This is a genomic window from Pontibacter sp. H249 (assembly GCF_037892465.1).
In the GTDB taxonomy this organism is placed as follows: Bacteria; Bacteroidota; Bacteroidia; order Cytophagales; family Hymenobacteraceae; genus Pontibacter.
Window position 1 is genome coordinate 108,640 of the sequence record NZ_JBBKTR010000001.1, and the last position, 26,192, is coordinate 134,831.

The window sequence follows — 26,192 nt, forward strand, 5'->3', positions numbered from 1 at the left end:
GTGAATCAAATAAATTACTAATAATAACTACACACATGAAAAAAACAATTTTCGCAGCAGCTGTAATCGCAGCTTTTACTTTCTCGGCTTGCTCTGAGAACAAAACAGAAAACACAGAGGCAACGGAGCAGCAAGAAGATATGGCCCATGCTGAGGCTAGTCAGGCAGACGGAACAGTTGTAGTAGAAACACCGGATTTCGCTAATGTAGCAGAGCCAGTAAAAACACAGGTAGCGCAGTTGGTAGACCAGTATATGAAACTGACAGAAGCCTTAGTAGCCTCTGATGCCGCTGCTGCAAAAACTGCCGCCAACGAAGTACTTACAGTTGCCAAAGCTATGCCAATTGCAACGCTTACCACCGATGAGAAAGCTTATGCAGAAGAACACACAGCCGTAGTGGTGGATCGTGCAGGCAAAATTGCTGGTTCAGAAGACCTGGCCGTGCAGCGCGAAAACCTGGAGTCACTTTCTGAGTCTATTTTTTCTATGGCAAAGGCTTTTGATGCAGCCGATGGTACTTTATACTATCAATATTGCCCTATGGCATTTAACAACAAAGGTGCTTACTGGGTGAGCAACAACGAAGAAATCCGTAACCCATACTTTGGCGATGCCATGCTTTCTTGTGGAAGCAACAAAGAAGTGTATAAAAAGTAAAAGACAATTTAGTTGTTTGTATAAAGCGGGTAACCAATAGGTTATCCGCTTTTTTTATTTACCTCTCCCCCATCTTAAATATTTTATGCTACCCAGGCAACCATTACTACCCTTCCTCCATCTATTCCACTGTAGTCCCTTTAGCGACTGCATTTCCTATCTCGGCCAGGGTCCGGCCGGATTAAGCGACAAAAAACAGGAGTTAGTCTAAAATTACCAACAGTACCTTGCATTACAAAGTACTATAGCTAAATTTGTAGCACAAGATTACCGAATATTACACGAACCAAAATAAAACTATGAAAAAAGTTTATCTCCTATTCTCATTATTACTGTTGCTAGGCAGCAGAACCTTGTTGGCCCAATCCGAGGGATTTTTGACTGGCGCTGTTTTAGATGAAAAACAGCAGCCGGCGGGTTTTGTAAACGTTGCTGTTTTGGATGCAACTACTGCCAAAGTGGTTACCGGTGCCATTGCAGACATGGATGGCAACTTCCTGATCAAGGCACCGGCGGCGGGCAAGTACCTACTAAAGATCAGTGGCCTGGGCTATACCGAATTTCAGAGCTCTGCCTTTGAGGTGAGCGGCCCAAGCTTTTCTAAAGACTTTGGTAAGCTGCAGGTAAAATCCGATACAAAAGTGCTGGCAGAAGTCCAGGTGCAGGCTATGCGCCCTACCGTTACCACACACCCTGATAAAATGGTGGTAAGCGTAGAAGGTACGGCTCTTTCTAGTGGCAGCACTGCCTACGAAGTGCTCGAAAAATCTCCAGGAGTATGGATAGATCAGGATGGCAACATACAGCTAAACGGTAAGGCTGGTGTACAGGTCATGATCAACGGCAAGCAGTCTTTCCTATCCGGTAAGGAACTTCAGAACCTGCTGCAGGGCATGACAGCCGAAAACATTAAAGACCTGGAAATTATCACAAACCCATCTTCCAAGTATGATGCAGAAGGCGCATCTGGCATCATCAACATCAACTTAAAAAAGGCAGTGGTGATCGGTATGAACGGAAATATTTACGCCAATTACCAGTATAACAGGTTAAGTACCTACAATACAGGCGCCGAACTACATCATAAAACAGGTAGATGGAACTCCTTTGGCAGCGTAGATCTGGCTCGCCGTATGACGTACCGTGATGCGGAGATGGCACGAATCTTTGTAACTGAAAACGGCATTAAGAGCAAGTTAGACCAAACTGGTTATGAGGAGTCTGAGCGCTTACAACCTTCTCTGAGATTTGGTACAGACTACGACTTAAACGACAGACACAGCGTGGGTTTAATGGCACGTTTAAACTTTGGAGAAAACAGCGGCAGTTTCGCCTCAGACTCTTACCTCAGAAACGGCAAAGATGAGTATATTCAGGCAGAAAACATTACTGAAGAAGCCTACAAGAACGGTACTTTTAACCTCCATTACATCGGCAAACTCGATACCCTAGGCACTAGTTTATCAGCAGACGTGGACTATGTAAATATTAGCAGCACGACAAATGCTTTTATAAATAACATATCTGAACGCCTTGATCGCAGTGAGCCTGCCAAGTATGAATTTCTGCAAAGCGATAACCCTATTGCCTATAACATTTACTCGGCAAAAGTAGATTTTGGCAAAACGATAGGCAAAGCAAAAGTAGAACTGGGTGCAAAGGCAAGCTATGTAAAATCTGATAACGAGCTACAGTTTTTTGAAGTAGCAGATGGCCAGCGCATCAATGACCCTAAAAGAAGCAACCACTTTGTATACGAAGAAAATATCTATGCCGCATACGCCAATGTTTCCACCTCATTAAGCAAAAACCTGACAATGCAGGCTGGCCTTCGTGCAGAGCAGACAATATCTACAGGGCTACTGGTAACTAAAAACGAAAAGAATGATCGTAACTACCTGGATTTTTTTCCGAGTATATTTTTGCAGCAAAAAGTAAGCGACAACTACCAGATAGGCTACAAGTACAGCCGCCGCATAAACAGACCAGGCTATTTTTCGCTAAATCCTTTTATCTTTTACATCGACCCTTATACTTATGCCAAAGGCAATCCCGATCTTAAGCCACAGTATGTAAATTCTGTTGAGCTAACTCAAACGTTTAAGCAGCAATACAACCTGATACTGGGATATGCGCACACAAAAGACTTTATGGCAGAGGTGCCGGAGCAGAACCCAGAGGATAATACCACTGTTTTTCAGCAGCGAAACGTCAAAAACCTAAAAAGTGCCACTGCAACTTTGGTAGTCCCAATTACAGCTTCTAATAAGTGGCAAATCAACAATAACCTTGTTACCATGTATCAAGAGTACACCACTTTATCTAAAGGAGATGTAATTGTATTAGATAAGGTAACAGCTATCGTGCAAAGTAACCATAGCATTATGCTTCCGAAAAATGTAAAGCTGGAGTTAAATGGTGGGTATCAAAGCCCTGCGGTTTTCGGACTTTACGAGATACAAGACCAGTGGTGGATAGATGCCGGCGTAAAGTATAGTATGCTGGATGATAAACTATCGATCGGATTAAATGCTACCGATATTCTGAAAGGCCGCAAAATGGAAATAGAGACCAACCTGAACGGTAATGTAAATGGCATAGACCAGTACCGCGGTTCTCGCAGCCTAAGATTTAATATACGCTACAGCTTTAATAAAGGCAGCAAGTTTGAAGCTAAAAAGCGCAACAACAACCTGGAAGAACTTAACAGAACCGGCAACTAATAACAGAATAGATAGATGTGAAAAGGCAGCGACTGTTGGTCGCTGTCTTTTTTTGTTTATGTCTTACCTCCTCTTTTAGCAGCACAAGATTTCAATTGCACGCCAAAGCGCTTTTAAATCAGATTTTAGGTTTAACTTTATACTTTGATAAGTGATCTTATTTATGCCTCAAACCAACCTGAACTGGATCCTGTTTTTACCTTTACTGGCCGGAGTTGCCGTAGCAGTGCAAACCTCTTTAAACGGGCAGTTAAGAATTTTAGTAAGTAGTCCGCTACTGGCTGCCCTAATCTCTTTCCTGATCGGTTCGCTTGTACTAACCTTGCTGGTGATAATTACGCGGCAGCAGGTACCTTCTGTAAACCAACTGGCAATTACAGATTGGTACAAGTTTACCGGTGGTATATTGGGGGCGTTTTTTATAGTGGTAATGATTGTATCGGTGCAGCGAATGAGTTTAGCCAACCTACTGGCTATGGTGGTGGCTGGGCAGTTAATCACAGCCCTGTTGCTGGATCATTTCGGGCTGCTGGGCGTTAAGCAGAGTTCTGTTACGCTTACCCGTGCCTTAGGTGCAATTGCCCTGATTATCGGAACCTACCTGATCAACAAAAAGTAATACACAGCTTCTCTTACGGGTTGTAGGTAGACCGGTCGTTTGGCCGCACCAAAAGCCATACTAATAAGCCAAGCGGCCACGCCAGCAACGCTACAATAATAGCCACCAGCAACCCTGGCTTGCCTCGCCTTTCGGCATCCTTATAAGACCAGATAATGCTCCAGATGTAAATAACGAGTACTATAAGGCCTACTATTATCCCAAATATTCCTAATCCAACAGCAAGATCTTCCATAGTATAAAGTGTAACTACTAAATATAATATTAACGAACCATAGTGTTTTTAGTTGAAAACCAACAACCTACAGCAGTATGTTAACTTAGCCACTGTACTTACAGCCAACGTGCATTCGCCGATAACTACAGCCAGGTACTGCAAAAGTATAGCCGGAATGACAGGGTATACTGCTAACATCTGCCAGCCCCACTCGTACCTTTATCATACCCTATAGTATAGAAAGGAAAAAGAATTATGTCGATAAAAGATATATTTAACAAAGTAAAAAAAGAGGTAAAGGTGGTGCAAGGCGAGGAAACCAAAGACAAGCTTTACACTAACGAAAACACCTTTGCTGATGAGCAAATTGCCAAACAGGAGTTTGAACGCGCAAAAACGAAGCTGTTTGATGTGAACAGGTGGTCTGAGTTGAACGGTATTAACTCCACTTTTAAGCTTTACAACCGCCGTGGCCAACCCAGCAGTACTCCTATGCCAGAAGTAGGCTTTTACATCGAAATCATTTTACCAGCTTCTACGATAGATAACTGGGTGCAGATTTCAGACATTACTATTTCTGATAACCTGGCTGAGTTTACTGTTCACCCCAGCGAGAAGCCCAAGCAACTAACTGAAGATGAAGAAGAAGTAGAGCATTTTTTTATAAAAGAAGCTAGCAGTACGTTTAGAGTTGCCCGCGATGGAAATAGGCTGATTGGCTACGAGATTGGAAAAAACGAAGGTATAAACAACCAGGGCGAGGAAGCAGGCAGCCGTGCCATACTTAACACATTAGTAGCAGAGGGAGGCTGGGCACTATTTCAGGAAATGCAATGGGATAAGTTAACCAAATACCTTGTGCACCTAGAAGAAGTTGAAGAATAATTTAATGTGCAGCTTAATCTAACAAAGCACCTTATTAAAGGTGCTTTGTTTTTATATTCAATTTGGTATATTTAACATAAGTAAACATACGTATAGTCGCCAGATTTGGAGGTATAAAAGTATGTTATTACGTTTATCCAGTAGTTAGGCATAATTGCTATACCATCAGCTTGTTCAAACCTCATGTAAATAATTATTTCATTCCAGCGGATCTTGGAGGGAGGTCTGCCAAGTTCAAATCAAAATAGTGATGTCTAAAATGATGAAAACAAATCTCCTTGGCATAATCAGCCTTATGTTCTTGCTAGCATGTAACCAGCCTGTTAGCAGGGTAACGGATACAACTGCTATAGAAGCAGGTACAACAAATATAGTGGCAGGTACAGCTACATTAACAGGCAGCATAACAATTCCGAACGACACCAGCAAGGATAGCATTTATGTAAATGTGTTTATTCCACATCCAATCACAGGAGGGTATGGTCAATATAAAGCGCTTGTAGATCAGTCGGGGAAGTTCTCTGTTGATGTTGATGTTGAAACCGCTGTTTCACTGATTGCCTTAAACTCAAGCTTAAATCCATACAAGCCCCTTTATGCTAAATTGACAAGCGGTGGTGTTACCAATCTCGACATTACTTATACTTCCGATTTTGAAGTGGAAAATATTGACATTACGCCTGCTAATATGACTCAGCATGATATGATCCAAGGCTTAGCGTTCATACCTAAAATGTCTTCTGGTAGGCGTGATAAGGCACCGGAGCCTTTGTATAATAAAAGCACAAATTATTTTCTGAATCATACGAAGACTGTTTTGTCAGAAAGACTTGAGATTTTAAATAAGGATACATTACTGTCAAAGGAATTGAAAGAAGTGCTGTCCAAAGATTTTCTGCTAAACATGTATGTAGAGCATGTCTTTGATTATGATAAAGAAATGATTGAAAATTATGGAAACATAACTGGCGACAGAAGCAATAAACCTGATCTGCAAAAGATTGACAGAACCTATTATCGCTTCCTGAAAGAATTTAAGCTCAACGATCCACAATATCTGCAAGCCTTCGAATTTTCTAATTTTCAAAAAGAGATTCTCCAAAATGAAATAATAGGTCTCCCTGAGATAGCAGAAAGCGATATTCCCTCCTGGCTGGCAAGTGTGAAGGTTATTTTATCGGATTTAGTCGGATTTAACCATGACCCGTACTACGATGTTCTAGCAGCCAATGCTTATGCCAGGCAGCTGACTGAGGAAGTAAGACCGCTAACCGAAAAGCAAAAAGAGCATATAAGAGATTATTGGAAAAACGGCGAGATTGCAAAGATTCTGTTTCGAAAAAACCAGCAGGTTGTAGAATTAGACAAATTCAAATCACCTGCTGTTGTCATTGACATCTCATCCGTTTCGGCCGACAAAGTAATTGAAACAATTGTCGCCAAACACAAGAACAAGGTTGTTTTAATTGACCTTTGGGCAACATGGTGTGGTCCCTGCCTGAAAGCAATGAATGAATTCAGAAGTACAAAGGGTGAATTTCATGATAAGGATGTTGTATTTGTGTATTTAACAGACACGTCCTCCCCTCGGGAGCGATGGGAAGAGAAAATTAAGGGAATAGGCAGTGAGCATTATTACCTGACAGACGCTCAGTGGGAGTACACCATGAACCAGTTTGAGTTCGAGGCTATCCCGGCATATCTACTATACAACAAAGAAGGGGTACTCATCAATAAATTCACTGCCTTTCCTGGAAAAGACGAAGTGAAAGGGATGATTAACGGCCTGCTGTAAATCGAGCTATTGCGAATTGATAATGATCTAAGAAATAAGAAATACTGTGCCTAACCAAGCACATGAGTAAAGCTGCGGCTGAAAGCCTCGCTCACCTCATGTACGAATACCGTTCACTTAATTATTAATGAAGCATATATACCTATTCATATTATGTTCTGCGCTTATTCTGGGATGTAAGTCTATGAAAATGCCTGAGGACAAGGAGTACCAGATGGTTGATTACGTTACGGTTGGTCAGCAATTTTCAAGCATTGAAACTCCCTATATTATCGACTTAAAAAAGGGAAACAAACGATTAGTGTTCATTGGTTGTAGCCATACCCGTGATACAACGTCCACCGAGTTCACCACAATAGAAAAGTATTTTAAAGAGCTTCAGCCTCAAATCACCTTCAATGAAGGCGGGCAAATACCTGCAGCGGTAAATTTTCAGTCCAGAAACGACGCAATTGCCAAGAAAGGTGAAACTGGATTGCTCAAATACTTATCTGATAAAGCAAACATTCAGATGTTGAACGGCGACATATCAGACAGCCTTGAGTTTACCCTTACTCTTAAAGAACACCCTAAGGACGACCTGTTTCTCTACTACATGATAGAAAGGCTCGTCGTACCATATTTAAACAATGCTTATGGCAATAAACCATTTAATGAACTTTACAGCCTGGTAATTGAATCTTGGTTTATTAAGCCTGGGTTTCCACTCAGTGAAGAAGAGAAGAGTATAGCCTATTTCAAGAAACTGTATCAAGAGAAAATGGGCCGCCCTTTTGTCTTGGAAATCAATGAAGATAACTTTGAGAAGTTCGATTACATGAACGGCGGCGATTGCAATTTTTGCGCTATCGGACGAACTTCTAAAAAGGCAAGAGATATAGTACTTCTGGAAAAGATTGATCAAGCTTTTAATCACTATGATCGGGTGATGGTAACCTTTGGTCACGGACATGCAATGGCAATAGAACCAGCACTAAAGCAAATCATTGAAAAAGCTAGAAAATAAATAAGTGTAACAAGACCTATAGTGCATAAACGCACTATAGCAAAACCGTTTATAAAAAATTAACAAAGTATCTGAATGTGATTAGAGAATTAAACTGGCAAGCTGTAACAGAACAAGAAAGGAATAAGGCAATCAATGAGCTGAAAAGTATGATCTTAAACAGCGGCGGGTATATTATAAATTCTATTTTTTTCTCAGATCTAGCTTTAAGCCTTACTATTGAAATTGAAGAAAAGGATATTTTTATACTGCACTCAAAGTTCAACGAGTTTATGACGATTTCAGCACTAGGGTTAGAAAACTTAAATGATAACTCAGATAAGCAATGGTGGATATTTCTGAATGTAACTTTTAACCAAGGCAAAGGAAATTTAAAAGTTGAAGTACCAGAAGTTCCAGGATAAAACAAAACAGGCTATAACCACACCCTTACTTTAGCTTTGCCAACAGAAGCCAAACGCCTCACCCACTACACCATTCAAACTTTATATGCAAAACATACTCATAACAGGCGCAACAGGTAATGTAGGGATAGAGGTAATTAAAAGCTTAAGTAAAATGCAAGGAGCGTATCGCGTTGTTGCTGGTCTTAGAGAAGCAAAGTCTGATAACAGCTTATTTAGGCAACTTGATACCCATACAACATACTTTAATTTTGCTGATGAGTATAGTATAAAAAAAGCATTCCAAGGGTGTGATATTATCTTTCTACTTCGTCCGCCTCAGCTATCTGATGTAGAAAAATACTTTGCACCCCTTGTAAAAATTGCAATAGCTGAGCGTGTGAAGCACATCGTTTTTCTATCAGTACAGGGAGCAGAAACCAGTTCTCTAATTCCGCATCATAAAATTGAAAAGCTAATTGTGCAAAGCGGAATCAACTATACTTTTCTGAGGCCTGCCTATTTTATGCAGAATTTTACGACCACGTTAAAACACGACCTGGTTTACAAGAATAGAATTTGTCTACCTGCAGGAGAGGCCAAATTCAATTTAATAGATGTAGCAGATGTTGGATTAGTAGCAGCCCATATTTTGGCTTCGCCGGAAGCGCACATAAACAAAGCGTACGACCTAACCAATAAGGAACAGCTGAACTTCAGAGAAATGGCATATATCCTCAGCCATGTACTAGAACGAAATACAGCATACATTAGCCCTAACCTGTTATCTTTCTATATCTCAAAAATACAAGAAGGTATCTCTTCTCAATATATCTTAGTCATGATAATGCTGCACTTCCTGCCGCGCTTTCAAAAACCACCTCAACTATCAGATTGGGTAGAGAAACTTACCTCCAAAAAGCCTAGCAGTTTTGTCGAATTTGTAGAAAAGCACAAAGATTTGCTGCAGCCACATCTGTAGTATATAAAGAGCATTCGTCCATGACACAGCTCGTCTTCCACCTGTTTTAAAATGAACTCGGCCAAAGTATAAAAAAAGCATGTGCACAGAAAAATTTTAGAGATTTATCCCTGAGTTAAATACTCTTGAATAACATAAATAAAAACGTATAAAGCACTGTATTAAGGAGATTATAAAACTTGTACAATGCACAAGACAGCAGCAGTCTCAGCAGCATTAATAACAAGTATAACTAACCTGCATCATCTTATTATCCTCGTCTTTTAAACAACCTGCTTAGTGGTACTAAAGCGGCAAAGTTAATTACGGCACCGGCAATACAGTAAATGCAGGCTTTCTTCTGCACAGCCGTCATGTTTACCATATACTGCGCCGCACCGGCTGCCTGACCTAGTACCACCCCTCCCATTGCCACATCAAGCACTCTGGATTGTTTTTTAAATCGTATGGCTGCCATGGCTAACGCCATGGTGGCGGTATACCCTGCTAAGCTAATCACACCATCAGGTAGGCCAAGTATAACCGCATCTTTAGCAGTATTTACTTTATGTGTGTCAAACACCTTTCCCGGTAAATCTGGTAGCTGCTTTATCTTACCCATCTGGAAAAGGGAAATCAAACTGAAATCTAATAACCCCAGTGCCGCCAGTGCCGCAATATCGCGTCGGTATTCCGTAGCTTCACTACTGTCTCTTCTAATTTTGTTAATAATGCTTCTATCTGTTTTCATAGCGTTCGTGTTTTGGTTTTAAAGCCTACGCTACAATATGCACGGGTGTTGTTGCTGTGCTCTGTTGCTTAAAACAAAGGTGCCAAACAGGTATTTTATAAACTTACTATAATGCACAGGCGTAACAAGAGCTAAGAATAAACTGACAATCATACAGATAAACTATGGAAACGACACACAACCCTAGTAAAGGCGTAGTGGTGATAACCGGGGCATCAGCTGGCTTAGGCAGATCTTGTGCCCGTAAGTTTGCCGAGGCAGGCTACGATGTAGGCCTGCTTGCCCGGGGTATCGATGGCTTGGAGGGCGCTAAAAAAGAAGTGCTGCAGTTAGGACGGAAAGCCGTGTATGTACAGGTAGATGTAGCCGATGCACAGGCTGTTGAAGATGCTGCGACTAAAATTGAAAATGAACTAGGCGAAATAGATGTTTGGGTAAACAATGCCATGAACAGTGTCTTCAGTCCCATAAAAGAGATGCAGCCAGAAGAGTATAAGCGGGTAACAGAAGTAACGTACCTGGGCCAGGTATACGGCACGCTCTCAGCTCTTAAAAGGATGCTGCCACGCAACAAAGGCGCTATAATTCTGGTAGGTTCTGCACTGGCTTATCGGGGTATTCCGTTACAGTCGGCTTATTGTGGCGCAAAACATGCCATACAGGGTTTTTTTGACTCGCTTAGGTCGGAACTGATGCACGATAACAGTAAGGTAAGAACATGCATGGTACAGTTACCCGCCATGAACACCACACAATTCGGTTTTGTAAAAACCCGCCTCCCTAACAAACCTAAGCCGATGGGTAAAATTTACCAGCCTGAGGTAGCAGCCGATGCCATACTTTTTGCAGCCGAGCACGACCGCCGCGAAATTTATGTAGGCTATCCTACCGTACAAGCCATTGTAGGAGATAAAATTGCCCCAGAACTAGGCGATTATGTACTTGCTAAAACTGCTTTCGAAGGCCAGCAAACCAATGTACCAGAAGACCTTAACCGGAAACACAACCTTTGGGAGCCTGTTCCAGGAGACCATGGGGCACATGGTGGTTTCGATGCAGAGGCAACTTACTCAAGTCCGCAACTTTGGGCTAGTAAAAATAAATTTAAAATATTGACTGGTGCCCTTAGTCTTGGCGGTGTTGTACTGGGTGCCCTTGCTGCCCAAAAGTGGCTAAACAATAACGAAGACTAAGTAATCTCTTATTTTTTGTGCTATACTTTAATTAAAGTATAGCACAAAATTTGAACACTCAACATCTAGTAAGTAAAACAGTACTATAGCTATATCTTTTGCAGCTTATTTCACACTAAACACCCTTACGGGGGTAGGTAACAACTTTTTAAACTGACTTTAGATCATTACGTGCACCAATGGCATTTAAAAAAAGTTTAAAACCCTATAGTGCAGTAATTTACAATAATAATTTATACATTTGAAATTGCTTATTAGATAAGGATTTTAGATATATACTTAGTGCAAACTATACTTTTAGTTTATTGTAGCTTACTATGAAAAATGAATTAGATTATCTCCTGTACGGCTTTGATACATCTAAAAAGCTCTTGTATAGCAAATGGACTAAGCCCATAGAAAGCCAGCAGTACAGAAAAGGGCTGCAACATCTGATACAGGTAATTCACGATCATGAGCTCACACTCTGGATACACGAAAGCATTCGTTTAAACGATCTCAGCATCGACGACATTAAATGGACAACTGAAGTACTGGCTTTAATTCTTTCTCAAAGCCGCCTCAAGCACATTGGCATTGTACGTCCGCAGGGTTCTACCTCACCTTTACCCGGCTTATCACTCAGAGAAAAAGCTTATCGCATTTATGGCAAGAGCGTAGGCATAGAGTTTTTTGATACCACAGAAGAAGCCAAAGCCTGGATAATGCCCCAACTGCTGCACTATAAACTGCCTCATCTTTCCTGCACTGTAAGCCCGGACTAACTTAGCTTCAGTATTTCAGCTATGGTTTGGATAGAGGAGGTATACACAGAAACAATATATCCTATTTTCATTATATTTGAGCTCATATTATGTATGCCAAAATTCTAGTTCTGTAAATTTTGAACCAAAAGAACTATTCCATACATTTGCATTGTTCTTACTACAGAACACATTAATATTAGGTACAGAATGAATTTATCAGAACAGAAGAAAGCTTTAATAGAGCGCATAGGCATTATGCAGGAAAAAGCAGGGATACAGCCCGTAGCTGGCCGTATTGTTGGTTTGCTGTATGTATCTGATAGACCTGAGCTTACTTTTGACGAAATCCGTGAAACACTGTGCATCAGCAAAAGCGCTACAAGCAACGCTCTTAACCTGCTGCAGCAACTTAACCGCTTAGATTATATAACCTTCAGCGGCGATCGTAAGCGTTACTTTAGGTTGAAGCTTAGCAGATGGCGCGATTTGATAACAAAGGAGATCGACTCTATCACCGACTTCGCAAATACACTGCAGGAAGTAGTAGCAGAGCGTACCAAGGATACCCCAGAGTATAATCAGAGCATTTCAGATTTGGCAGACTTTCTAAAGTACCTGCACGTTGAACTACCAAAGTTGCTGCAGCGTTGGGAAGAAAGCCGTAAATAATTTTTTTAGCCAATTGGTTCTCAAAATACAGAACTAAACAGAAGTAATTAAACTTATATAAATTAAAGTATAAACCGTGATTAAAAAAAGCATACTTGTTGGCATGATGGCGCTTCTGCTCTCCCCGGCTTTCGCACAAAGCCAGCCGGAAGCAAAGGAACTGAACCTGCAGCAGGCCATTAACTACGCGTTGGATAACAACGAGTCTATCAAGAAGGCGTCATACGATGAACTTGGCTCTAAATACCAGGTAAACGAAGCCCGTAGCGCAGGCTTACCGCAGGTTGATGTTAAAGGTTCGGCGGTAAGAACACTGGAAAAATCCATGATTGCGTTACCTGCAGACTTTAACCCGGAGGGAACAGGTCCTTTAATTAGGCCAGTAGGTACAGATAACGTGATCCAAGCTGGTGTCTCTGTCTCGCAACTGCTATTTAACAAGTCATACTTTGTGGGGCTTAAGGCAGTAAAAAGTGCAGAAGACCTGTACCGCATCCGCAAGGAAATGGCTGTTGAAGATGTAATCTATAATGTTGGCAGCGCCTATTATCAGATACTGCAAACTCAGGAGCAATTCCAGAGCATTAACGCTAACCTGCAAAAGCTGGAGCAATTGGAGAAAATCCTGACGCTTCAATACAAAAACGACCTGGTGAAAAAGGTGGATGTTAACCGCATTAAGGTGAACAAGATAAACCTCGAAAGCCAGAAACAAACATTGCAGACGGCTTATGAGCAACAGCATAATGTACTGAAGTTTTTCATGGGCATGCCGTTGGAGCAACCAATTACACTTGCCGGCTCTTCTGATGAGCAATTAATTACAACGCAGCCTGGTCTGGCCGGTGCAGATGTAGCATCTACAGAGCGGGCACAGTTCAAGATTCTGAACAAACAAAAGGAATTGAAATCTCTTGAGATCGAAAACATCAGAGCTGGTTATTATCCTTCCCTCGCTGCCTTTGGCAATTACAATTATCAGTCGCAGTATGATGGCAAAATGATTGGTAACTCGGAAGCCATGTGGTTCCCGAACTCTCAGGTTGGTGTGCAGTTAAACATACCGGTGTTTGATGGTTTACGCAAGAAAGCACAGGTGCAGCAGCGCGAAATTGAGATGCGAAAACTGGACGTGGACATACAGCAGTACAACAAAAATACACAGGTAGAACTTAACAACGCTGTTAGCCAGCTGGGTAATAGTCAGGGTAATATATCAGCCCAAGAAAAGAACGTGGAGCTTGCACAGGAGGTGTATGATACAACAAACCAGCTTTACAAAGAGGGTTTAGCACCGCTTAGCGACCTGCTTAATGCTGAAACAGCACTGCGCGAGGCCATGACTAACCTAAACAACGAGAAACTTAAATACCAGATAGCACAACTCAACTATCTGAAAGCTAAAGGAGAATTAGAATCACTAACTAAATAAGACACACATCAAATATTAAAATGAAGAAGATACTATATATCGTAGTTGTGCTGATTGTTTTGGGTGCCATTGGGTATAAGCTAATGGCCAACAAAGAGCAGATGGCAGCAAACGCAGCGGTTGCAGAAATCAAAAGCGATGCCATTCCAGTAGTGATCACAGAAGTAAAAAAAGAAAAACTTGATAAGTCATTCACAGCACAAGGCAACTTTGCCCCTATCCAGAGCCTGACGCTTTTATCGGAAACACAAGGCCAAATACAGCGTGTGCTAAAGCGCAAAGGCGATAAAGTTAAAGCCGGTGAACTGCTGGTACAGGTAGAGAGCAATACTATGGCCGCTGACCTGGCAACAGCTCAGACAAACGCCGAAAAAGCAAAGCGCGACCTAGAGCGTTTCGAGAACCTGGCTGCCGGTGAAGCTATTACACAAAGACAACTGGAAGACGCACGCCTGGCTGCTAAGTCTACGCAGGCACAGCTGGTGGCTGCCCGTCAGCGCTTAAATAAAACACGTGTAACAGCTCCGATTAGTGGCGAGATCAATGAGATTTATGTAGAAGTTGGCTCATTCCTGAACCCAGGCACTAAGCTCTACGACATCGTGAACGTGGACAAGCTGAAGCTGCAAGTTAAGGCTTCTGAAAGCGAAGTGCTCCTGATTGAGAAAGGCGATAAAGTAAAAGTGAAAGCTGATGCTGGCGCTGGCCAGGAGTATGAAGGCATAGTTACTGCCATTGCCGCAAAAGCCGACCCTACACTGAAATTTGATGTAGAGGTGGAAGTTAAAAACGCCGCTAACAACAACTTGAGAGCCGGTATGTATGGCACTGCCTTCTTCGAGGTAGCTGACCAACGTGATGCCATGCTGTTGCCACGTGAGGCCATTGTAGGTAGCATTCAGAACCCAAGCATATATGTTGCAAATAACGGTGTTGCCAACATGCGCAAAGTAAAAGTAGGCGTGGTGACGCAAGATAAAGTAGAGATACTGGATGGGGTGCAGCCGGGAGACAAAGTGGTACAGAGCGGCCAGATCAACCTGCGCGAAGGCATTAAGGTGTCTGTACTGAAATAATAGTTTCTGATAAAGAGAAAGTATAGAAATGAATATAACCAAATTATCGATACAGCGATCAACCCTGGTGGTGGTGGTATTTACCGTCCTCACACTACTCGGGATTGTCAGCTACCAATCGCTTAACTATGAGCTTTTACCGAAGTTCAGCCCGCCGGTACTTACGGTAAGTACTATTTACCCGGGTGCTTCGCCAAACGAGGTAGAGAACTCGGTTACAAAAGAGATTGAAGACGCTCTCTCCTCGCTGGAGAACGTGAAGGAAATTAACAGTACCTCCCTGGAGAGCTTTTCAATCATCACGATCCAGCTGAACCAGGGAACAGATGTAGACTTAAGTTTGCAGGATGCGCAGCGTAAGATCAACACAATCTTATCAAAACTTCCGGAAGATGCGGATGCACCAACCCTGAACAAGTTTGACTTCGATGACCTGCCGATTATTAAAATGGGTGCCACAGCCAATATGTCGGCTACGGAGTTCTATGACCTGATCGATAAAAAGATCAAGCCTGAGCTTTCAAGAGTGCCAGGTATGGCTGCCATTAAAGTATTGGGTGGTCAGGAGCGCGAGATCAAGGTAAATATCGACGCAAACAAGCTGGAGGCATACAACCTGTCTATCCTGCAAGTGCAGCAAAAGATACGTAACTCAAACTTAGACTTCCCAACAGGTAAGATAAAGCAGGAAAGCGGCCAGACCCAGATTCGTTTGGCCGGTAAGTTCCAGTCGCTGGACCAGTTGCGTAACCTAATCGTACGCGAAGACCAGAATGGTATTGTGCGTTTGTCTGACGTGGCCGAAGTACAGGATACGCAGAAGGACGTGGAAGTATTGACCCGAGTAAACCAGAAAGCCTCTGTAGGTATTACCATACAGAAGCAGTCTGATGCCAACGCCGTGGAAGTAAGCCGCCTGACGAAAGAAGCGCTTGCCAAACTGGAGAAAACCTATGCTGACCAAGGTCTGAACTTTGAGATCGCCAGCGACTCCTCTGACTTTACTTTAGAGGCAGCCGACTCGGTAATGCACGACTTGGTGATTGCGGTTATACTTGTGGCCGTAGTAATGCTGTTGTTCCTGCACTCGCTGCGCAATGCCGTGATTGTAATGATCTCTATCCCGGCTTCCTTGGTGGCTACCTTTATTGCCATGTTCGTGTTGGGCTACTCGCTTAACCTGATGTCCTTGCTGGCACTCTCGCTGGTGGTAGGTATTCTGGTGGATGACGCCATTGTGGTGATTGAGAACATTCACCGCCACATGGAGATGGGCAAAAAGCCTGCACAGGCTGCTTACGATGGTATCCGTGAGATTATGGCTACGGTAACATCTATCACACTAGTAATTGTGGTGGTGTTTATTCCGATTGCTCTTTCTACAGGTCTTGTATCGGACATTCTGCGTCAGTTTGCCGTGGTAGTGGCCGTATCTACAATGATTTCTCTGTTCGTAGCATTTACGCTGATTCCGTTGCTGGCCAGCCGTTTCTCGCGCCTGGAACATATCTCGGATAAGAACATATTCGGAAGATTTATACTTTCATTTGAGCGCTTCCTGGATAGAATCATCGATGGTTTTACTGCTGCGCTGCAGTGGGCATTTAACCATAAGTTTATCACATTAGCCTTAACGTTTGTGCTCCTGGTTGCTTCATTCATGCTGGTGCCGTTCGGCTTTATCGGTTCAGAGTTTATACCTGCCGGCGACCGCGGTGAAGTAAGCTTGCAGCTCGAGTTGCCGAAGAACGCGACGGTGGAGCAGACCAATTTTGCTACGAAGCAGGTGGAGGCATACCTGCAAACTAAGCCTGAAGTTAAGAGAATATTTACTACAGTAGGAACCACGTCATCGTCTCAGCAAGGTCAGAACACAGCCTACAAATCGGATGTGTCGGTTACGCTGGTAGATGTTAAGGAGCGTAGCTTCAGTACTGACCAGTTTAGCCGTCAGGCCAAAGCCGATATCGAAAGCAAGTTTCCGGATGTGGAAGTAACGCCTGTGCCGGTAGGTCTGGTTGGTAACTCGCAGGCTCCGATCCAGATTATCGTTTCTGGCTCTAACCTGGATTCTGTGATGACGTTTGCCGAGCAGCTGATGAGGATTACAGAAGGCGTACAGGGTACAGCCGACGTAGACATGTCTGTGGAAGGCGGTAACCCTGAGATTGAGGTAGTGGTTGATCGTGATAAAATGGCGAACGTAGGCCTGTCGTTGGAGAACGTGGGTGCCAGCATGCAGCTTGCCTTTAGCGGTAACTCCGATGTTACCTTCCGTTCAGGCACTGAGGACTATGACATCAACATCCGTCTGGATGAGTTTGACCGCCGCAGTGTAACCGACATCGGTAACCTGTCTTTTGTGAACAACCAGGGCAAACTGGTGCGCCTGGCGCAGTTCGCGGATATACGCCAGGCTACTGGCCCGTCGCAGCTGGAGCGTTACAACCGTGTAACTTCAGTTAAAGTAGAGTCGCAGGTAATCGGCCGCCCGTCTGGATCGGTGGGTGCCGACATTCAGGCAAAAGTGGCAGCAATTGATATTCCAGCAGGTGTAAGCATTGAGTATGGCGGTAACCTGAAAAACCAGAGCGAAGGCTTCGGTACGCTAGGTATTGCCTTGCTGGCCTCGATCATTTTCGTGTACCTGATTATGGTGGCGCTGTATGATTCTTACGTGTATCCGCTGGTGGTACTGTTCTCTATCCCGCTGGCGATTATCGGTGCCTTACTGGCCCTGGCGCTGGCTGCTCAGTCGCTGAGCATCTTCTCTATACTTGGTATCATTATGATGATTGGTCTGGTAGCAAAGAACGCGATTATGGTGGTGGACTTTACGAACAAGCTGAAAGACGAAGGCGTGGAAGTGAAGGAAGCCCTGACAGAAGCAGTTCGTATCCGTTTCCGCCCGATCCTGATGACAACGCTGGCCATGGTGATTGGTATGTTGCCGATCGCGCTGGCAGGTGGCTCCGTAGCCGCAACCAAAAATGGTCTGGCCTGGGCCCTGATCGGTGGTCTGAGCTCATCCATGTTCCTGACTCTAATCGTAGTGCCGATTATCTACTACGGCTTCGACCGTATACTTGCCAAGTTTGGCTTGGATAAGAAAACAGTGATCGAACTGGAAGATAAATCGCTGGAAGAGCTGGAGCACGAGACCAAAGAACTAGAAGAACGAAAAATGGCGCATGAGTTCGCGCACTAAGATATTTTCCTGATGTAGTGTGCCATGCGTTGCCTTAAAAGCGCGCATGGCCTTACATAACACAGACCCTAATTATCTTTATAATATGAGTACCATGTCATTTACTGCTCAGGCTATTCGCCAGGAAGTAGTCAAAGTTATAAGTTCTTTTAAAAAAATTTCTCCACAGCGTTTGATCTCGGTAAACGATCTTACTGAGCTTGGCTTCGACATTTTGGATGTAGTGGAAATCATACTTAAACTCGAGAAAAAGTATAAACTCACCATCCCGGACGATGTACCGGTCTATTCAGTTGATGACTTTGTAGATTATATTTACAATTATAAACTTTACAATAAGGCCAGCTAAATTTGCTAGCCAAAACAAAGGAGGAGCTTATAAATAAGCTCCTCCTTTGTTTTGGTAATATCTCCTAATCTTAACCTAAAACATTGCTAGGCTTCCAGTTGCTCGTAAAGCTCCTCTACTCTTTCTTGGTACCAATCCTGCTTTTTCACTTCTTCTTCATAGGTTCTAAACACGCCTTCTTCAAGAGATACTTTTGCTTTCCAGCCTAATGCATTAATTCTGGATACGTCCATCAGCTTTCTAGGTGTTCCGTCTGGTTTAGTCTGGTCTGTCAGAATCTCGCCTTCAAAGCCCACTACTCTTTTAACAAGGTTCGCCAGTTCAAGTATGGAGATATCTTCCCCGACGCCAACATTTATCACACCAGCCTCATTATAGTGGTGCATCAAGAATACTAGCGCCTCGGCAAGATCATCTGCATGCAGGAATTCTCGTTTTGGCTTGCCGCTTCCCCATATAGTTACAGCTGCATCGTTGTTATTACGGGCATTAATAAACCTCCTCATCATAGCCGGTAACACATGTGAGTTCTGAAGGTCATAGTTATCGTTAGGCCCATAAATGTTGGTAGGCATCACCGAAATAAAGTTACAGCCATACTGAAGCCGGTACATATCGCACATCTTTATGGCAGCAATTTTGGCTATAGCATAGGCTTCGTTGGTTGGTTCTAACTCGCCAGTAAGCAGATACTCCTCTCTCATTGGCTGCGGACAAAACTTCGGATAAATGCATGAAGAACCAAGCACCATCAGCTTCTTTACGTTGCTTAAATATGCCGCGTGTATTACATTCGTCTGAATCATCAGGTTGTTATACAAAAACTCCGCCCGATACGTGTTATTGGCAATAATGCCACCCACCATTGCTGCTGCTATAAAAACATAATCGGGTTTTTCAGCTTCAAAGAAATCATTAACCAACTTTTGGTTTCTAAGGTCAAGCTCTTTTGAAGCACGGGTTACAATATTCTGATAACCGTTCTTCTTCAGAAACCTTAATACAGCAGATCCTACCATTCCATTGTGGCCGGCTATGTAAATTTTGTCATGCTTATCCATTTTGCAAAAGGGTTTGGTTAAGTGATTTTTTTGACGATAATACTGTTATGGAAGCTAGTGAAGTATACATTTCTTCCAGTAAGACTATTCTAAGTTTTAGAATTTGTGCTGGCTAGAATTATACTAGCTTATAGCAGGCTCGTGTTCTTGCAGAACCTTGATTTCTGGCATGGTTGGCAATAAACAGGATTTTTCAAAGTTCATCATAATCTTATCAATAGATAGATGAGCCTCAGCATAAGCTCTTGCATTAAAAGTTAACTCGCTTGTATCTTCTGTTATCGCCGTTAAAATGCCCTGATTTAGTGCCTGCTGGTTTTCAGCTTCTACCAGGATTCCCATCTTATACTTCCCGAGCAAATTGTGCATACCAGAGCCTTCATTGGCTGTTACCAGAGCCAAACCACCAATTGCCAGAACTGTGTTCAGTTTGGATGGCATAACAAGATCTCCGGCATTAGCTTTCTGCACTATCAGGTGTACATCTGCCATGTTAAGGAATCTGTTAAACTTTTCTATTGGCTGCAATGGGAAAAATACAACATTCTGCAACTTCAGTTCTTCTGCCAATTCTTGCAGTTTTTCTTTGTAAGGCCCTGATCCACATATAATAAATTTAAGGCTTTTAAAGCTGCTGTATTCTTTTGCGGCATAAAGTATAGTCTCTACTCCCTGCTTTTCCCCGATAGCTCCAGAATAAAGTATAATCTTGTCGTTTACATCAAAGCCAAACTCCTGCTTAATCTTATTGCGGTCGTTTATAGGATGGAAGAAATCTAGATCTGTTGTGTTAAAGAATAAAGAAACTGGTTTTTCTGCTTTCTCTCTTACTTTTTTAGCCATTCCCTCCCCCACGCAAGTTACGTTGTCGCACTTGTCAAAAATGAGTTTTTCAACCTTAAACAGCGTATTGATAGCTTTTTCAGACTTAATCATACCTAAGTCTCTGGCAGCTTCAATTTGCAAATCGTGCACGTGGCAAATAAGCTTGGCCCCTCTTATCTTCTTGTAAATTATTCCAAGTATACCTAAGGTTACAGATGGCAATATGGTAACAACATAGTTATACTTTGCACGAGGTAGCAACATCAACAGTAGAAAGAAAGCTGAAATCAAAAAAGTTAAGTCGAGTAAGACTCTTTTTAATCCTGAGGGTTTTGATGGAACATACATAGGACACCTGTGCACGGTAATTTTACCACCTGAATCGAAATGCTCTGTTTCAGATTTATACCAGTATCTGTCCTTATAGTATGGCTCCTGTACCTTCCAAAATGGATAATAAGGATATGATGCGATAACGGTACAATTATAACCGTTCTTTGCCAACCACTGAATCTGTTCTCCACTATACTTCCCGATACCGGTAGGTTCTGGAGAGAAATTATACCCAATAAACAACAATGATTTACTCATATTTATTTTATACTTTAAACAGGTAAAATCTAGTTTATTTATATAAAGGGCAAAACACTTCCAGCTGTCCACATAGCTTGGACATTTCCATCACCATACTTATAACACAGTCAACCAAACCTATTTATATTGAATTAAATAGCCATGCTTGTGTTATAAAATCTTAAGGAATTACCGTTTATAATGAAATGATAATATTATAATTAATCAATTAATACTTCAATTACTTAATATGGTTACATTTAATTAATATTTATAACTATTTATATAAATTTTAAATAGAAAATGTTTAATAATTGTGATGAAGATTAAGTATAAATATGAAAGTGAAGTATCGGTTTGCTGTTATAATGCGAGGCGCCTGTGATCTAAGGACAAGTTAATTTAGCACAGCCTCACTTCCCATAGCATTAGCTTTCAAGCCACCGGGTAGTATTTCAGGAGATTTAGACTCAGCTATATGTAATGCTTTCTCAATTCTTAATTCTCTCATTTTAATCTGAATCAGAAATTCATGATAAGCCATATTAACACAGTAAATAAAACCCGGTGCTCCTTCTAAAAAACCAAAATTTATAAAGTAAGCATGCATAAAGCGTAGTAAAGGCCACCCAGGTATTCTACTTAGCCATGACTTTAATGCTGGGTTTCGTGTGCTTGCGTGGCGCGTGAAAATGTTCTTGAATGGTGGTGGAGAGTATAGTCTGGCAGCAGCCTCTTGGCACGAGTACTTATTATGCCTTTCTATCCATTGCGTCCATCCTTTAGAGAAGCTGTAATGTAAATATGGCTCTTTTATGTATTCAATTCTTCCTTCAACATCAGTTTCTTTCTGTCCGTGTCCGAAGTCCTTGAATCTAGCTTTTCCGATTTTCATAAGCCTGAGTTGCCACTTCGGAAAGTTATCGCAGTTTTTTAGCCAAGTATCTTCCAGCATCATTTTCCAGCAGCAGTAAAATCCGGCTACATCATCAGCAGCATTAAAAATAGCATCATACATTGCTTCCTTAAATGCTTCTGTAACAAGCTCATCGGCATCTAAAAAAAGAACCCAGTCATACTTTATACTAAGGTGATCAAGAGCAAAATTCCGCTGTTTTCCAAAACTTTTGAAGGAGTTATAACTGACAAAAGCCCCGTGAGTATGCGCTATTTCGACTGTTTTGTCTGTACTACCCGAATCCAGTACGTGTATATCGTCGCACCAGCCTAACGAGGACAGGCATTTAGGAAGGTCTTTCTCCTCATTTTTTGTAAGTATGATAACTGTAACCATAGTAGCACTTTTAAGCCTGTAGTTGATAAAATTTCTCTTTTGTATCTTCTGTTATTCTCACTTTGATTGGTTTGCATGGAAAGCCAGAGCAAATCGTCCAGGCGGGCATGTTTTTGGTTACAACAGAACGAGCTCCTATAACACATCCTTCTCCGATCGTTACGCCTGCATGTATAAATGCCTCAGCTGCCACCCATGCATGCTCTCCGATAGAAATTGGCATAGTAACCAGTGGAAAACCAGGCATAGTATAATCGTGTGTGCCTGCGCACAGATGTGCCCCCTGCGATACAATAGCACGGCGACCTATCCTGATTTTACCTTGAGAATAAAGTATAGCTCCGTTTGCAGCACTGCATTGGTCTTCCAGTTCCAGGTTCCATGGGGCCCAGATTTTAGCTTTAGGGTATATGTGTACCCCATCCCCTACTTTCGCACCGAACATGCGCAATATCATGGCTCTCCAGGCATGCATCGGATTTGGAGTATACCGAAACAGTAGTAGTGATACAACACTCCACAAAACTCTGCCTAGGCGGTTTTTTAGTGAAAAAGAAGGTCCGGTAATCGTATCTTGATTATGCATAGTATTATAAAATTATTGCCTAAAGAGTATAAGTGCCTCCCAGAGAAGTTTCAGGATAAAGCCTCCAGAAGCCTCTTGGCATGAGGTCCGATAGCAAAATACTGCTCAAAAATATGGCGAGCACATTCTCCCATTGCCCTCTTGTGCTGTGGTATAAGATCCAGCCACTCTGAAAGCATTTGTTGCGTTCCTTCTTCCGTGTTTGCGGCTACTATACCACCCTGCTCTGTTTCTATCTCGCGCCAGATATTTACTTGGTTTGATATTAGAACAGCCTTTGCACAAGCCAGCGCCTCTACAACAGAAATACCGAAATTCTCCTGGTGGCTTGGAAGTATAAATGCCTCGCAGCCGTGGAAAGCCCCCCACTTTGCGTTACCCGTTAGCATCCCTGTAAAATGAATTGAGTTCTTCAACTCTGATGAGGCTGCTACTAATTGCTGTAGATATTCTCCGTACGCGGTATCTAGTCCAGGACCGGCAATTACCAGCTGCGGCACTTGCTCAGCAGAAAAGAAATCTTCTTCTGCCTCACTGGCATCAGCTAACACATACTTTGATCTGGACTCCAATATCCGTCCATAAGCTTTTATCAACATATCCACCCCTTTCTTCTCATGTACTCTGCCTAGGTACAGGAAGTATGGCCTACCCTCTAGCTGAGGTATTTTAGCGGTAAAAGCATCTTGCATATCGCTAGTATATACAGGAGGCTCAGCGATACCATATCCTATATTGATGGTTTGCTTTGGTTTGTATGGCCTGAAAGGCTGTTGTGCCAGTTCCAGCTCAGCCTCACAGGTAAACAGCACGCCGTCTGCGCTGCTTATGACCTTGTTCTCTATTATTTTCCAGTAAAACCAGTTTCGTATTGCTTTTAATCTGCGTTCCTTAGCCTTCTGGAAGTATGGATCAAGCATGCCATGAGGCATAACAAAAACTTTAGGAATTCGCTTTTCTGAACTACTGGCCTGCTGCTGCTTTAAGTCCTGTATGACCTTTGTTACAGCATAGCTATGATACTGCCATAGCCCATGCACAATTACAGCATCGAAACGATTTAAATTAGTTTGCAGCCAGGGAATCAAATCAGGGGTATAGCACCAAGCGGTTTTGCCGGGCCCGATAGCATGAATGGTGAAAGGGTCTTTGTGCAAGTAATTACTCTTAGGGCTATCCAGGCAAACAACTTCATTATACACACCTAGCTTACCAAGTGCAGGAATAGAGTTTCTGATACCCTGGCATGGCCCACCCTGTGCAGGATCCATACTTGCAATTACACGAAGTATTCGCATCAGTTGTAATTATTTAATTATGACAGTAGCTAAAGTTCGTTATGGCAGAATTACACCGGCTCTTTCGCAGGTGACCGACCTGGATAACCAATGCCCAAGTACACACCACTGCCATACACGGGTCCAGTGGCAACTTCCGTCCAGAAAGGCACAATACTGCTTGTATGGCTCATCAAGTTTAAGGATATCAATCGCTGCCTCTATACCATCATCAGTAAAATCTGCCAGTGGCCCTCGTATCCAGAAATCCATCGGAAGAGCAAAACCTTGTTTAGGTCTATCGTATACTTCGGTTGGCAAGTCATCTTTAAATGCCTCCACAAGCAGTGGTTTAACTCCCTTACCTCTCTTATACTGCTGCGGGTAATGTAACACCTCCTCTACCAGGCAGTGGTCCAGAAACGGTACTCTTATTTCAAGGCCAACTGCCATACTCATCTGGTCGCTGTCACGGAGAAGCATCGGGATCATATAACTCTGAATTTCTGCCCAGGATATTAAGCCCAACGTATCCAAGCCATCAGGAGCAGCAGGAATGAACGGTGAACCATGTTTTAAACTCATGTTACTTAGCATTTCTGCTGAGGTAAAACGGCGCCTGTTAATGGCTAAGTCAGGGACAGTGAAATGTTGAAGCCCAGCTAATTTGCCTCTAATGGCCGGGGGCATAAGCTGGATGAGGCGTTCTTTAACATGGTCAGGAAATGCATTCAGCCATCTGAGTTTAGGAACATCTTTAAAACTTGGATAGCCGCAAAACAACTCATCGCCGCCTAACCCTGAAAGCGCCACTTTTAGTCCGGCCTCACGCACTGCTTTTGAAACTATATAGGTGTTAATGGCATCCACAGAAGGAGCATCAAGTTTACCAACGGCTTCCATTACCCAGCTTAGGCATGTATCTTCGCTTACCTCTAACTCGCAATGTTCTGTACCGGCCAGATTGGCAACTTTTCTGGCTATACTTCGCTCATCATGTGAGGCCTGCTTAAAGCCAACTGTAAAAGTTTTAAGGTTATGCCCCAGCACTTTGCCGGCCACAAGTGTAACAATACTAGAATCGATTCCTCCACTTAAAAAAGCACCAACGCCAACATCAGAAATGATGTGTTCTTCAATTGCTGTAGTTACCAGCTTTTTAACCTGCTGCACACAGCTTTTCCGGCTTGCTGGCTGCTTCCTAATAGTGTTAGTGCAATTCCACCAGTTTTCTTTTTCAACTTTACCGTCGCTGGTTAATTTCATCCAACTGCCGGCGGGCATCAGGTGCACATCTTTAAAAATTTCTCCATGGCCCGGAAATCTACCGAAGCCAATGTACTCGCTTAGTGCATTGGTAGTAGGTATACTTTCGTCTATCTGCAACAGTGGCCTTGCCTCAGACGAGAAACTAAAGCCACCACTGTCGTGCCTGAACCATAAAGGTTTTATTCCCAACCTATCTCTAACGAGTAGCAAACTATCTTCTGCACTATCATGAATAGCAAAAGCAAACATACCTTTAATTAATGCAAGCGACTCCATGCCCTTGGCAGCATATAACTCAATTAATGTTTCTGTATCGGAAGTACCGCGCCAGTTAACTTGCGGTAAAAGCCTGCGCAGCGTCAGGTGGTTATAAATTTCTCCGTTAAATGTGATTATAAAGCGGCCACTCGCATCCTGCATAGGCTGCTGACCAGCCTCTGTTGGCTCAAGTATGGCTAACCTTGTATGGCCGAGATAAACGTTCCCGCTGCTATTTGTCCATTCAGATTCACCGTCAGGACCACGATGCCTGATTTTGCTTAGCGATGGAACTATACCAGGAAGGTTGGATAGCTGAAAGTGCCCAATAATACCACACATAGTACACAGTAGATAAGTATAGCCCTATATACTGA

Annotated in this window: 23 protein-coding genes; 15 read left to right on the plus strand and 8 right to left on the minus strand. The window is 42.7% G+C overall.

The features are described from left to right. The first annotated feature begins 35 nt into the window (after window positions 1-35). From WG943_RS00505 to WG943_RS00515, 3 genes are all read left to right on the plus strand, one after another. On the plus strand, window positions 36-659 hold the full coding sequence (locus tag WG943_RS00505; protein WP_340406083.1) for a DUF3347 domain-containing protein: 624 nt from the start codon (window positions 36-38) through the stop codon (window positions 657-659). A 299-nt stretch (window positions 660-958) separates the two neighbouring features. Further along, entirely contained in the window at window positions 959-3,382 is a 2,424-nt protein-coding gene (locus tag WG943_RS00510; protein WP_340406084.1) for a TonB-dependent receptor domain-containing protein, read from the plus strand. Between the two features lie 163 nt (window positions 3,383-3,545). After that, a complete protein-coding gene (locus WG943_RS00515; protein WP_340406085.1) occupies window positions 3,546-4,001 on the plus strand; it encodes a DMT family transporter in 456 nt (151 codons plus the stop codon). Window positions 4,002-4,014: 13 nt separating this feature from the next. Here WG943_RS00515 and WG943_RS00520 read toward each other — a convergent pair whose 3' ends face one another. Then, complete coding sequence (locus tag WG943_RS00520) at window positions 4,015-4,236, minus strand: hypothetical protein (protein ID WP_340406086.1); 222 nt, start codon at window positions 4,234-4,236, stop codon at window positions 4,015-4,017. A gap of 237 nt (window positions 4,237-4,473) precedes the next feature. On the opposite strand from WG943_RS00520, the gene WG943_RS00525 reads away from it, so the two are divergent. From WG943_RS00525 to WG943_RS00545, 5 genes are all read left to right on the plus strand, one after another. Then, window positions 4,474-5,103 (plus strand): hypothetical protein, encoded by a 630-nt coding sequence (locus WG943_RS00525; protein ID WP_340406087.1) that lies wholly within the window; start codon window positions 4,474-4,476, stop codon window positions 5,101-5,103. Window positions 5,104-5,362: 259 nt separating this feature from the next. After that, the gene (locus tag WG943_RS00530) at window positions 5,363-6,898 is read left to right on the plus strand and encodes a TlpA family protein disulfide reductase (RefSeq protein WP_340406089.1); all 1,536 of its coding nucleotides are present in this window, start codon (window positions 5,363-5,365) and stop codon (window positions 6,896-6,898) included. Window positions 6,899-7,088: 190 nt separating this feature from the next. Beyond that, entirely contained in the window at window positions 7,089-7,904 is an 816-nt protein-coding gene (locus WG943_RS00535) for a hypothetical protein (RefSeq protein ID WP_340406091.1), read from the plus strand. A 77-nt stretch (window positions 7,905-7,981) separates the two neighbouring features. Then, window positions 7,982-8,308 carry a hypothetical protein gene (locus WG943_RS00540; RefSeq protein WP_340406092.1) on the plus strand — a complete coding sequence of 109 codons (327 nt, stop codon included), beginning with the start codon at window positions 7,982-7,984 and terminating at the stop codon, window positions 8,306-8,308. An 85-nt stretch (window positions 8,309-8,393) separates the two neighbouring features. Further along, entirely contained in the window at window positions 8,394-9,269 is an 876-nt protein-coding gene (locus tag WG943_RS00545; protein ID WP_340406093.1) for an NmrA family NAD(P)-binding protein, read from the plus strand. Window positions 9,270-9,519: 250 nt separating this feature from the next. Here the strand turns inward: WG943_RS00545 and WG943_RS00550 are convergent, their stop codons facing one another. Continuing rightward, window positions 9,520-9,999, minus strand: coding sequence for a vitamin K epoxide reductase family protein (locus WG943_RS00550; RefSeq protein ID WP_340406095.1), 480 nt, complete (start codon window positions 9,997-9,999; stop codon window positions 9,520-9,522). Window positions 10,000-10,163: 164 nt separating this feature from the next. Between WG943_RS00550 and WG943_RS00555 the strand changes: the two genes are divergently transcribed. The 7 genes from WG943_RS00555 (at window position 10,164) to WG943_RS00585 (ending at window position 18,672) form a co-directional block, all read left to right on the plus strand. Continuing rightward, complete coding sequence (locus WG943_RS00555) at window positions 10,164-11,192, plus strand: SDR family oxidoreductase (protein WP_340406097.1); 1,029 nt, start codon at window positions 10,164-10,166, stop codon at window positions 11,190-11,192. Between the two features lie 317 nt (window positions 11,193-11,509). Further along, on the plus strand, window positions 11,510-11,956 hold the full coding sequence (locus tag WG943_RS00560; protein ID WP_340406099.1) for a hypothetical protein: 447 nt from the start codon (window positions 11,510-11,512) through the stop codon (window positions 11,954-11,956). A 189-nt stretch (window positions 11,957-12,145) separates the two neighbouring features. Continuing rightward, window positions 12,146-12,607 (plus strand): GbsR/MarR family transcriptional regulator, encoded by a 462-nt coding sequence (locus WG943_RS00565; protein ID WP_340406101.1) that lies wholly within the window; start codon window positions 12,146-12,148, stop codon window positions 12,605-12,607. 76 nt (window positions 12,608-12,683) lie between these two features. Next, the gene (locus WG943_RS00570) at window positions 12,684-14,039 is read left to right on the plus strand and encodes a TolC family protein (RefSeq protein WP_340406103.1); all 1,356 of its coding nucleotides are present in this window, start codon (window positions 12,684-12,686) and stop codon (window positions 14,037-14,039) included. Between the two features lie 20 nt (window positions 14,040-14,059). After that, window positions 14,060-15,115, plus strand: a complete 1,056-nt coding sequence (locus WG943_RS00575) for an efflux RND transporter periplasmic adaptor subunit (protein ID WP_340406104.1) — start codon at window positions 14,060-14,062, stop codon at window positions 15,113-15,115. Between the two features lie 28 nt (window positions 15,116-15,143). Further along, a complete protein-coding gene (locus tag WG943_RS00580; protein WP_340406105.1) occupies window positions 15,144-18,323 on the plus strand; it encodes an efflux RND transporter permease subunit in 3,180 nt (1,059 codons plus the stop codon). 85 nt (window positions 18,324-18,408) lie between these two features. Next, window positions 18,409-18,672: an acyl carrier protein gene (locus WG943_RS00585; protein ID WP_340406106.1), complete on the plus strand. Its 264-nt coding sequence runs from the start codon at window positions 18,409-18,411 to the stop codon at window positions 18,670-18,672. Between the two features lie 86 nt (window positions 18,673-18,758). On the opposite strand, the gene WG943_RS00590 is transcribed toward WG943_RS00585, so the two are convergent. From WG943_RS00590 to asnB, 6 genes are all read right to left on the minus strand, one after another. Then, on the minus strand, window positions 18,759-19,733 hold the full coding sequence (locus WG943_RS00590) for a GDP-L-fucose synthase family protein (protein WP_340406108.1): 975 nt from the start codon (window positions 19,731-19,733) through the stop codon (window positions 18,759-18,761). A 123-nt stretch (window positions 19,734-19,856) separates the two neighbouring features. Next, window positions 19,857-21,149 carry a WcaI family glycosyltransferase gene (locus WG943_RS00595; protein ID WP_340406110.1) on the minus strand — a complete coding sequence of 431 codons (1,293 nt, stop codon included), beginning with the start codon at window positions 21,147-21,149 and terminating at the stop codon, window positions 19,857-19,859. A gap of 379 nt (window positions 21,150-21,528) precedes the next feature. Next, on the minus strand, window positions 21,529-22,425 hold the full coding sequence (locus WG943_RS00600) for a glycosyltransferase family 2 protein (protein WP_340406111.1): 897 nt from the start codon (window positions 22,423-22,425) through the stop codon (window positions 21,529-21,531). A gap of 10 nt (window positions 22,426-22,435) precedes the next feature. Then, window positions 22,436-23,011 carry a DapH/DapD/GlmU-related protein gene (locus WG943_RS00605; RefSeq protein ID WP_340406112.1) on the minus strand — a complete coding sequence of 192 codons (576 nt, stop codon included), beginning with the start codon at window positions 23,009-23,011 and terminating at the stop codon, window positions 22,436-22,438. Window positions 23,012-23,061: 50 nt separating this feature from the next. Continuing rightward, complete coding sequence (locus WG943_RS00610) at window positions 23,062-24,309, minus strand: glycosyltransferase (RefSeq protein ID WP_340406114.1); 1,248 nt, start codon at window positions 24,307-24,309, stop codon at window positions 23,062-23,064. Window positions 24,310-24,348: 39 nt separating this feature from the next. Then, window positions 24,349-26,157 carry an asparagine synthase (glutamine-hydrolyzing) gene (asnB, locus tag WG943_RS00615; protein ID WP_340406116.1) on the minus strand — a complete coding sequence of 603 codons (1,809 nt, stop codon included), beginning with the start codon at window positions 26,155-26,157 and terminating at the stop codon, window positions 24,349-24,351. Window positions 26,158-26,192 lie beyond the last annotated feature (35 nt).

What these genes read in the sequence shown, in the direction of transcription:
- WG943_RS00600 (WP_340406111.1), bottom strand. Translation starts at nt 22,425, where the DNA reads ATGGTTACAGTTATCATACTTACAAAAAATGAGGAGAAAGACCTTCCT.
- WG943_RS00525 (WP_340406087.1), top strand. Translation starts at nt 4,474, where the DNA reads ATGTCGATAAAAGATATATTTAACAAAGTAAAAAAAGAGGTAAAGGTG.
- WG943_RS00515 (WP_340406085.1), top strand. Translation starts at nt 3,546, where the DNA reads ATGCCTCAAACCAACCTGAACTGGATCCTGTTTTTACCTTTACTGGCC.
- WG943_RS00585 (WP_340406106.1), top strand. Translation starts at nt 18,409, where the DNA reads ATGAGTACCATGTCATTTACTGCTCAGGCTATTCGCCAGGAAGTAGTC.
- WG943_RS00545 (WP_340406093.1), top strand. Translation starts at nt 8,394, where the DNA reads ATGCAAAACATACTCATAACAGGCGCAACAGGTAATGTAGGGATAGAG.
- WG943_RS00580 (WP_340406105.1), top strand. Translation starts at nt 15,144, where the DNA reads ATGAATATAACCAAATTATCGATACAGCGATCAACCCTGGTGGTGGTG.
- WG943_RS00530 (WP_340406089.1), top strand. Translation starts at nt 5,363, where the DNA reads ATGATGAAAACAAATCTCCTTGGCATAATCAGCCTTATGTTCTTGCTA.
- WG943_RS00520 (WP_340406086.1), bottom strand. Translation starts at nt 4,236, where the DNA reads ATGGAAGATCTTGCTGTTGGATTAGGAATATTTGGGATAATAGTAGGC.
- WG943_RS00555 (WP_340406097.1), top strand. Translation starts at nt 10,164, where the DNA reads ATGGAAACGACACACAACCCTAGTAAAGGCGTAGTGGTGATAACCGGG.
- WG943_RS00590 (WP_340406108.1), bottom strand. Translation starts at nt 19,733, where the DNA reads ATGGATAAGCATGACAAAATTTACATAGCCGGCCACAATGGAATGGTA.
- WG943_RS00535 (WP_340406091.1), top strand. Translation starts at nt 7,089, where the DNA reads ATGCCTGAGGACAAGGAGTACCAGATGGTTGATTACGTTACGGTTGGT.
- WG943_RS00565 (WP_340406101.1), top strand. Translation starts at nt 12,146, where the DNA reads ATGAATTTATCAGAACAGAAGAAAGCTTTAATAGAGCGCATAGGCATT.
- asnB (WP_340406116.1), bottom strand. Translation starts at nt 26,157, where the DNA reads ATGTGTGGTATTATTGGGCACTTTCAGCTATCCAACCTTCCTGGTATA.
- WG943_RS00550 (WP_340406095.1), bottom strand. Translation starts at nt 9,999, where the DNA reads ATGAAAACAGATAGAAGCATTATTAACAAAATTAGAAGAGACAGTAGT.
- WG943_RS00595 (WP_340406110.1), bottom strand. Translation starts at nt 21,149, where the DNA reads ATGAGTAAATCATTGTTGTTTATTGGGTATAATTTCTCTCCAGAACCT.
- WG943_RS00605 (WP_340406112.1), bottom strand. Translation starts at nt 23,011, where the DNA reads ATGCATAATCAAGATACGATTACCGGACCTTCTTTTTCACTAAAAAAC.
- WG943_RS00510 (WP_340406084.1), top strand. Translation starts at nt 959, where the DNA reads ATGAAAAAAGTTTATCTCCTATTCTCATTATTACTGTTGCTAGGCAGC.
- WG943_RS00575 (WP_340406104.1), top strand. Translation starts at nt 14,060, where the DNA reads ATGAAGAAGATACTATATATCGTAGTTGTGCTGATTGTTTTGGGTGCC.
- WG943_RS00560 (WP_340406099.1), top strand. Translation starts at nt 11,510, where the DNA reads ATGAAAAATGAATTAGATTATCTCCTGTACGGCTTTGATACATCTAAA.
- WG943_RS00610 (WP_340406114.1), bottom strand. Translation starts at nt 24,309, where the DNA reads ATGCGAATACTTCGTGTAATTGCAAGTATGGATCCTGCACAGGGTGGG.
- WG943_RS00505 (WP_340406083.1), top strand. Translation starts at nt 36, where the DNA reads ATGAAAAAAACAATTTTCGCAGCAGCTGTAATCGCAGCTTTTACTTTC.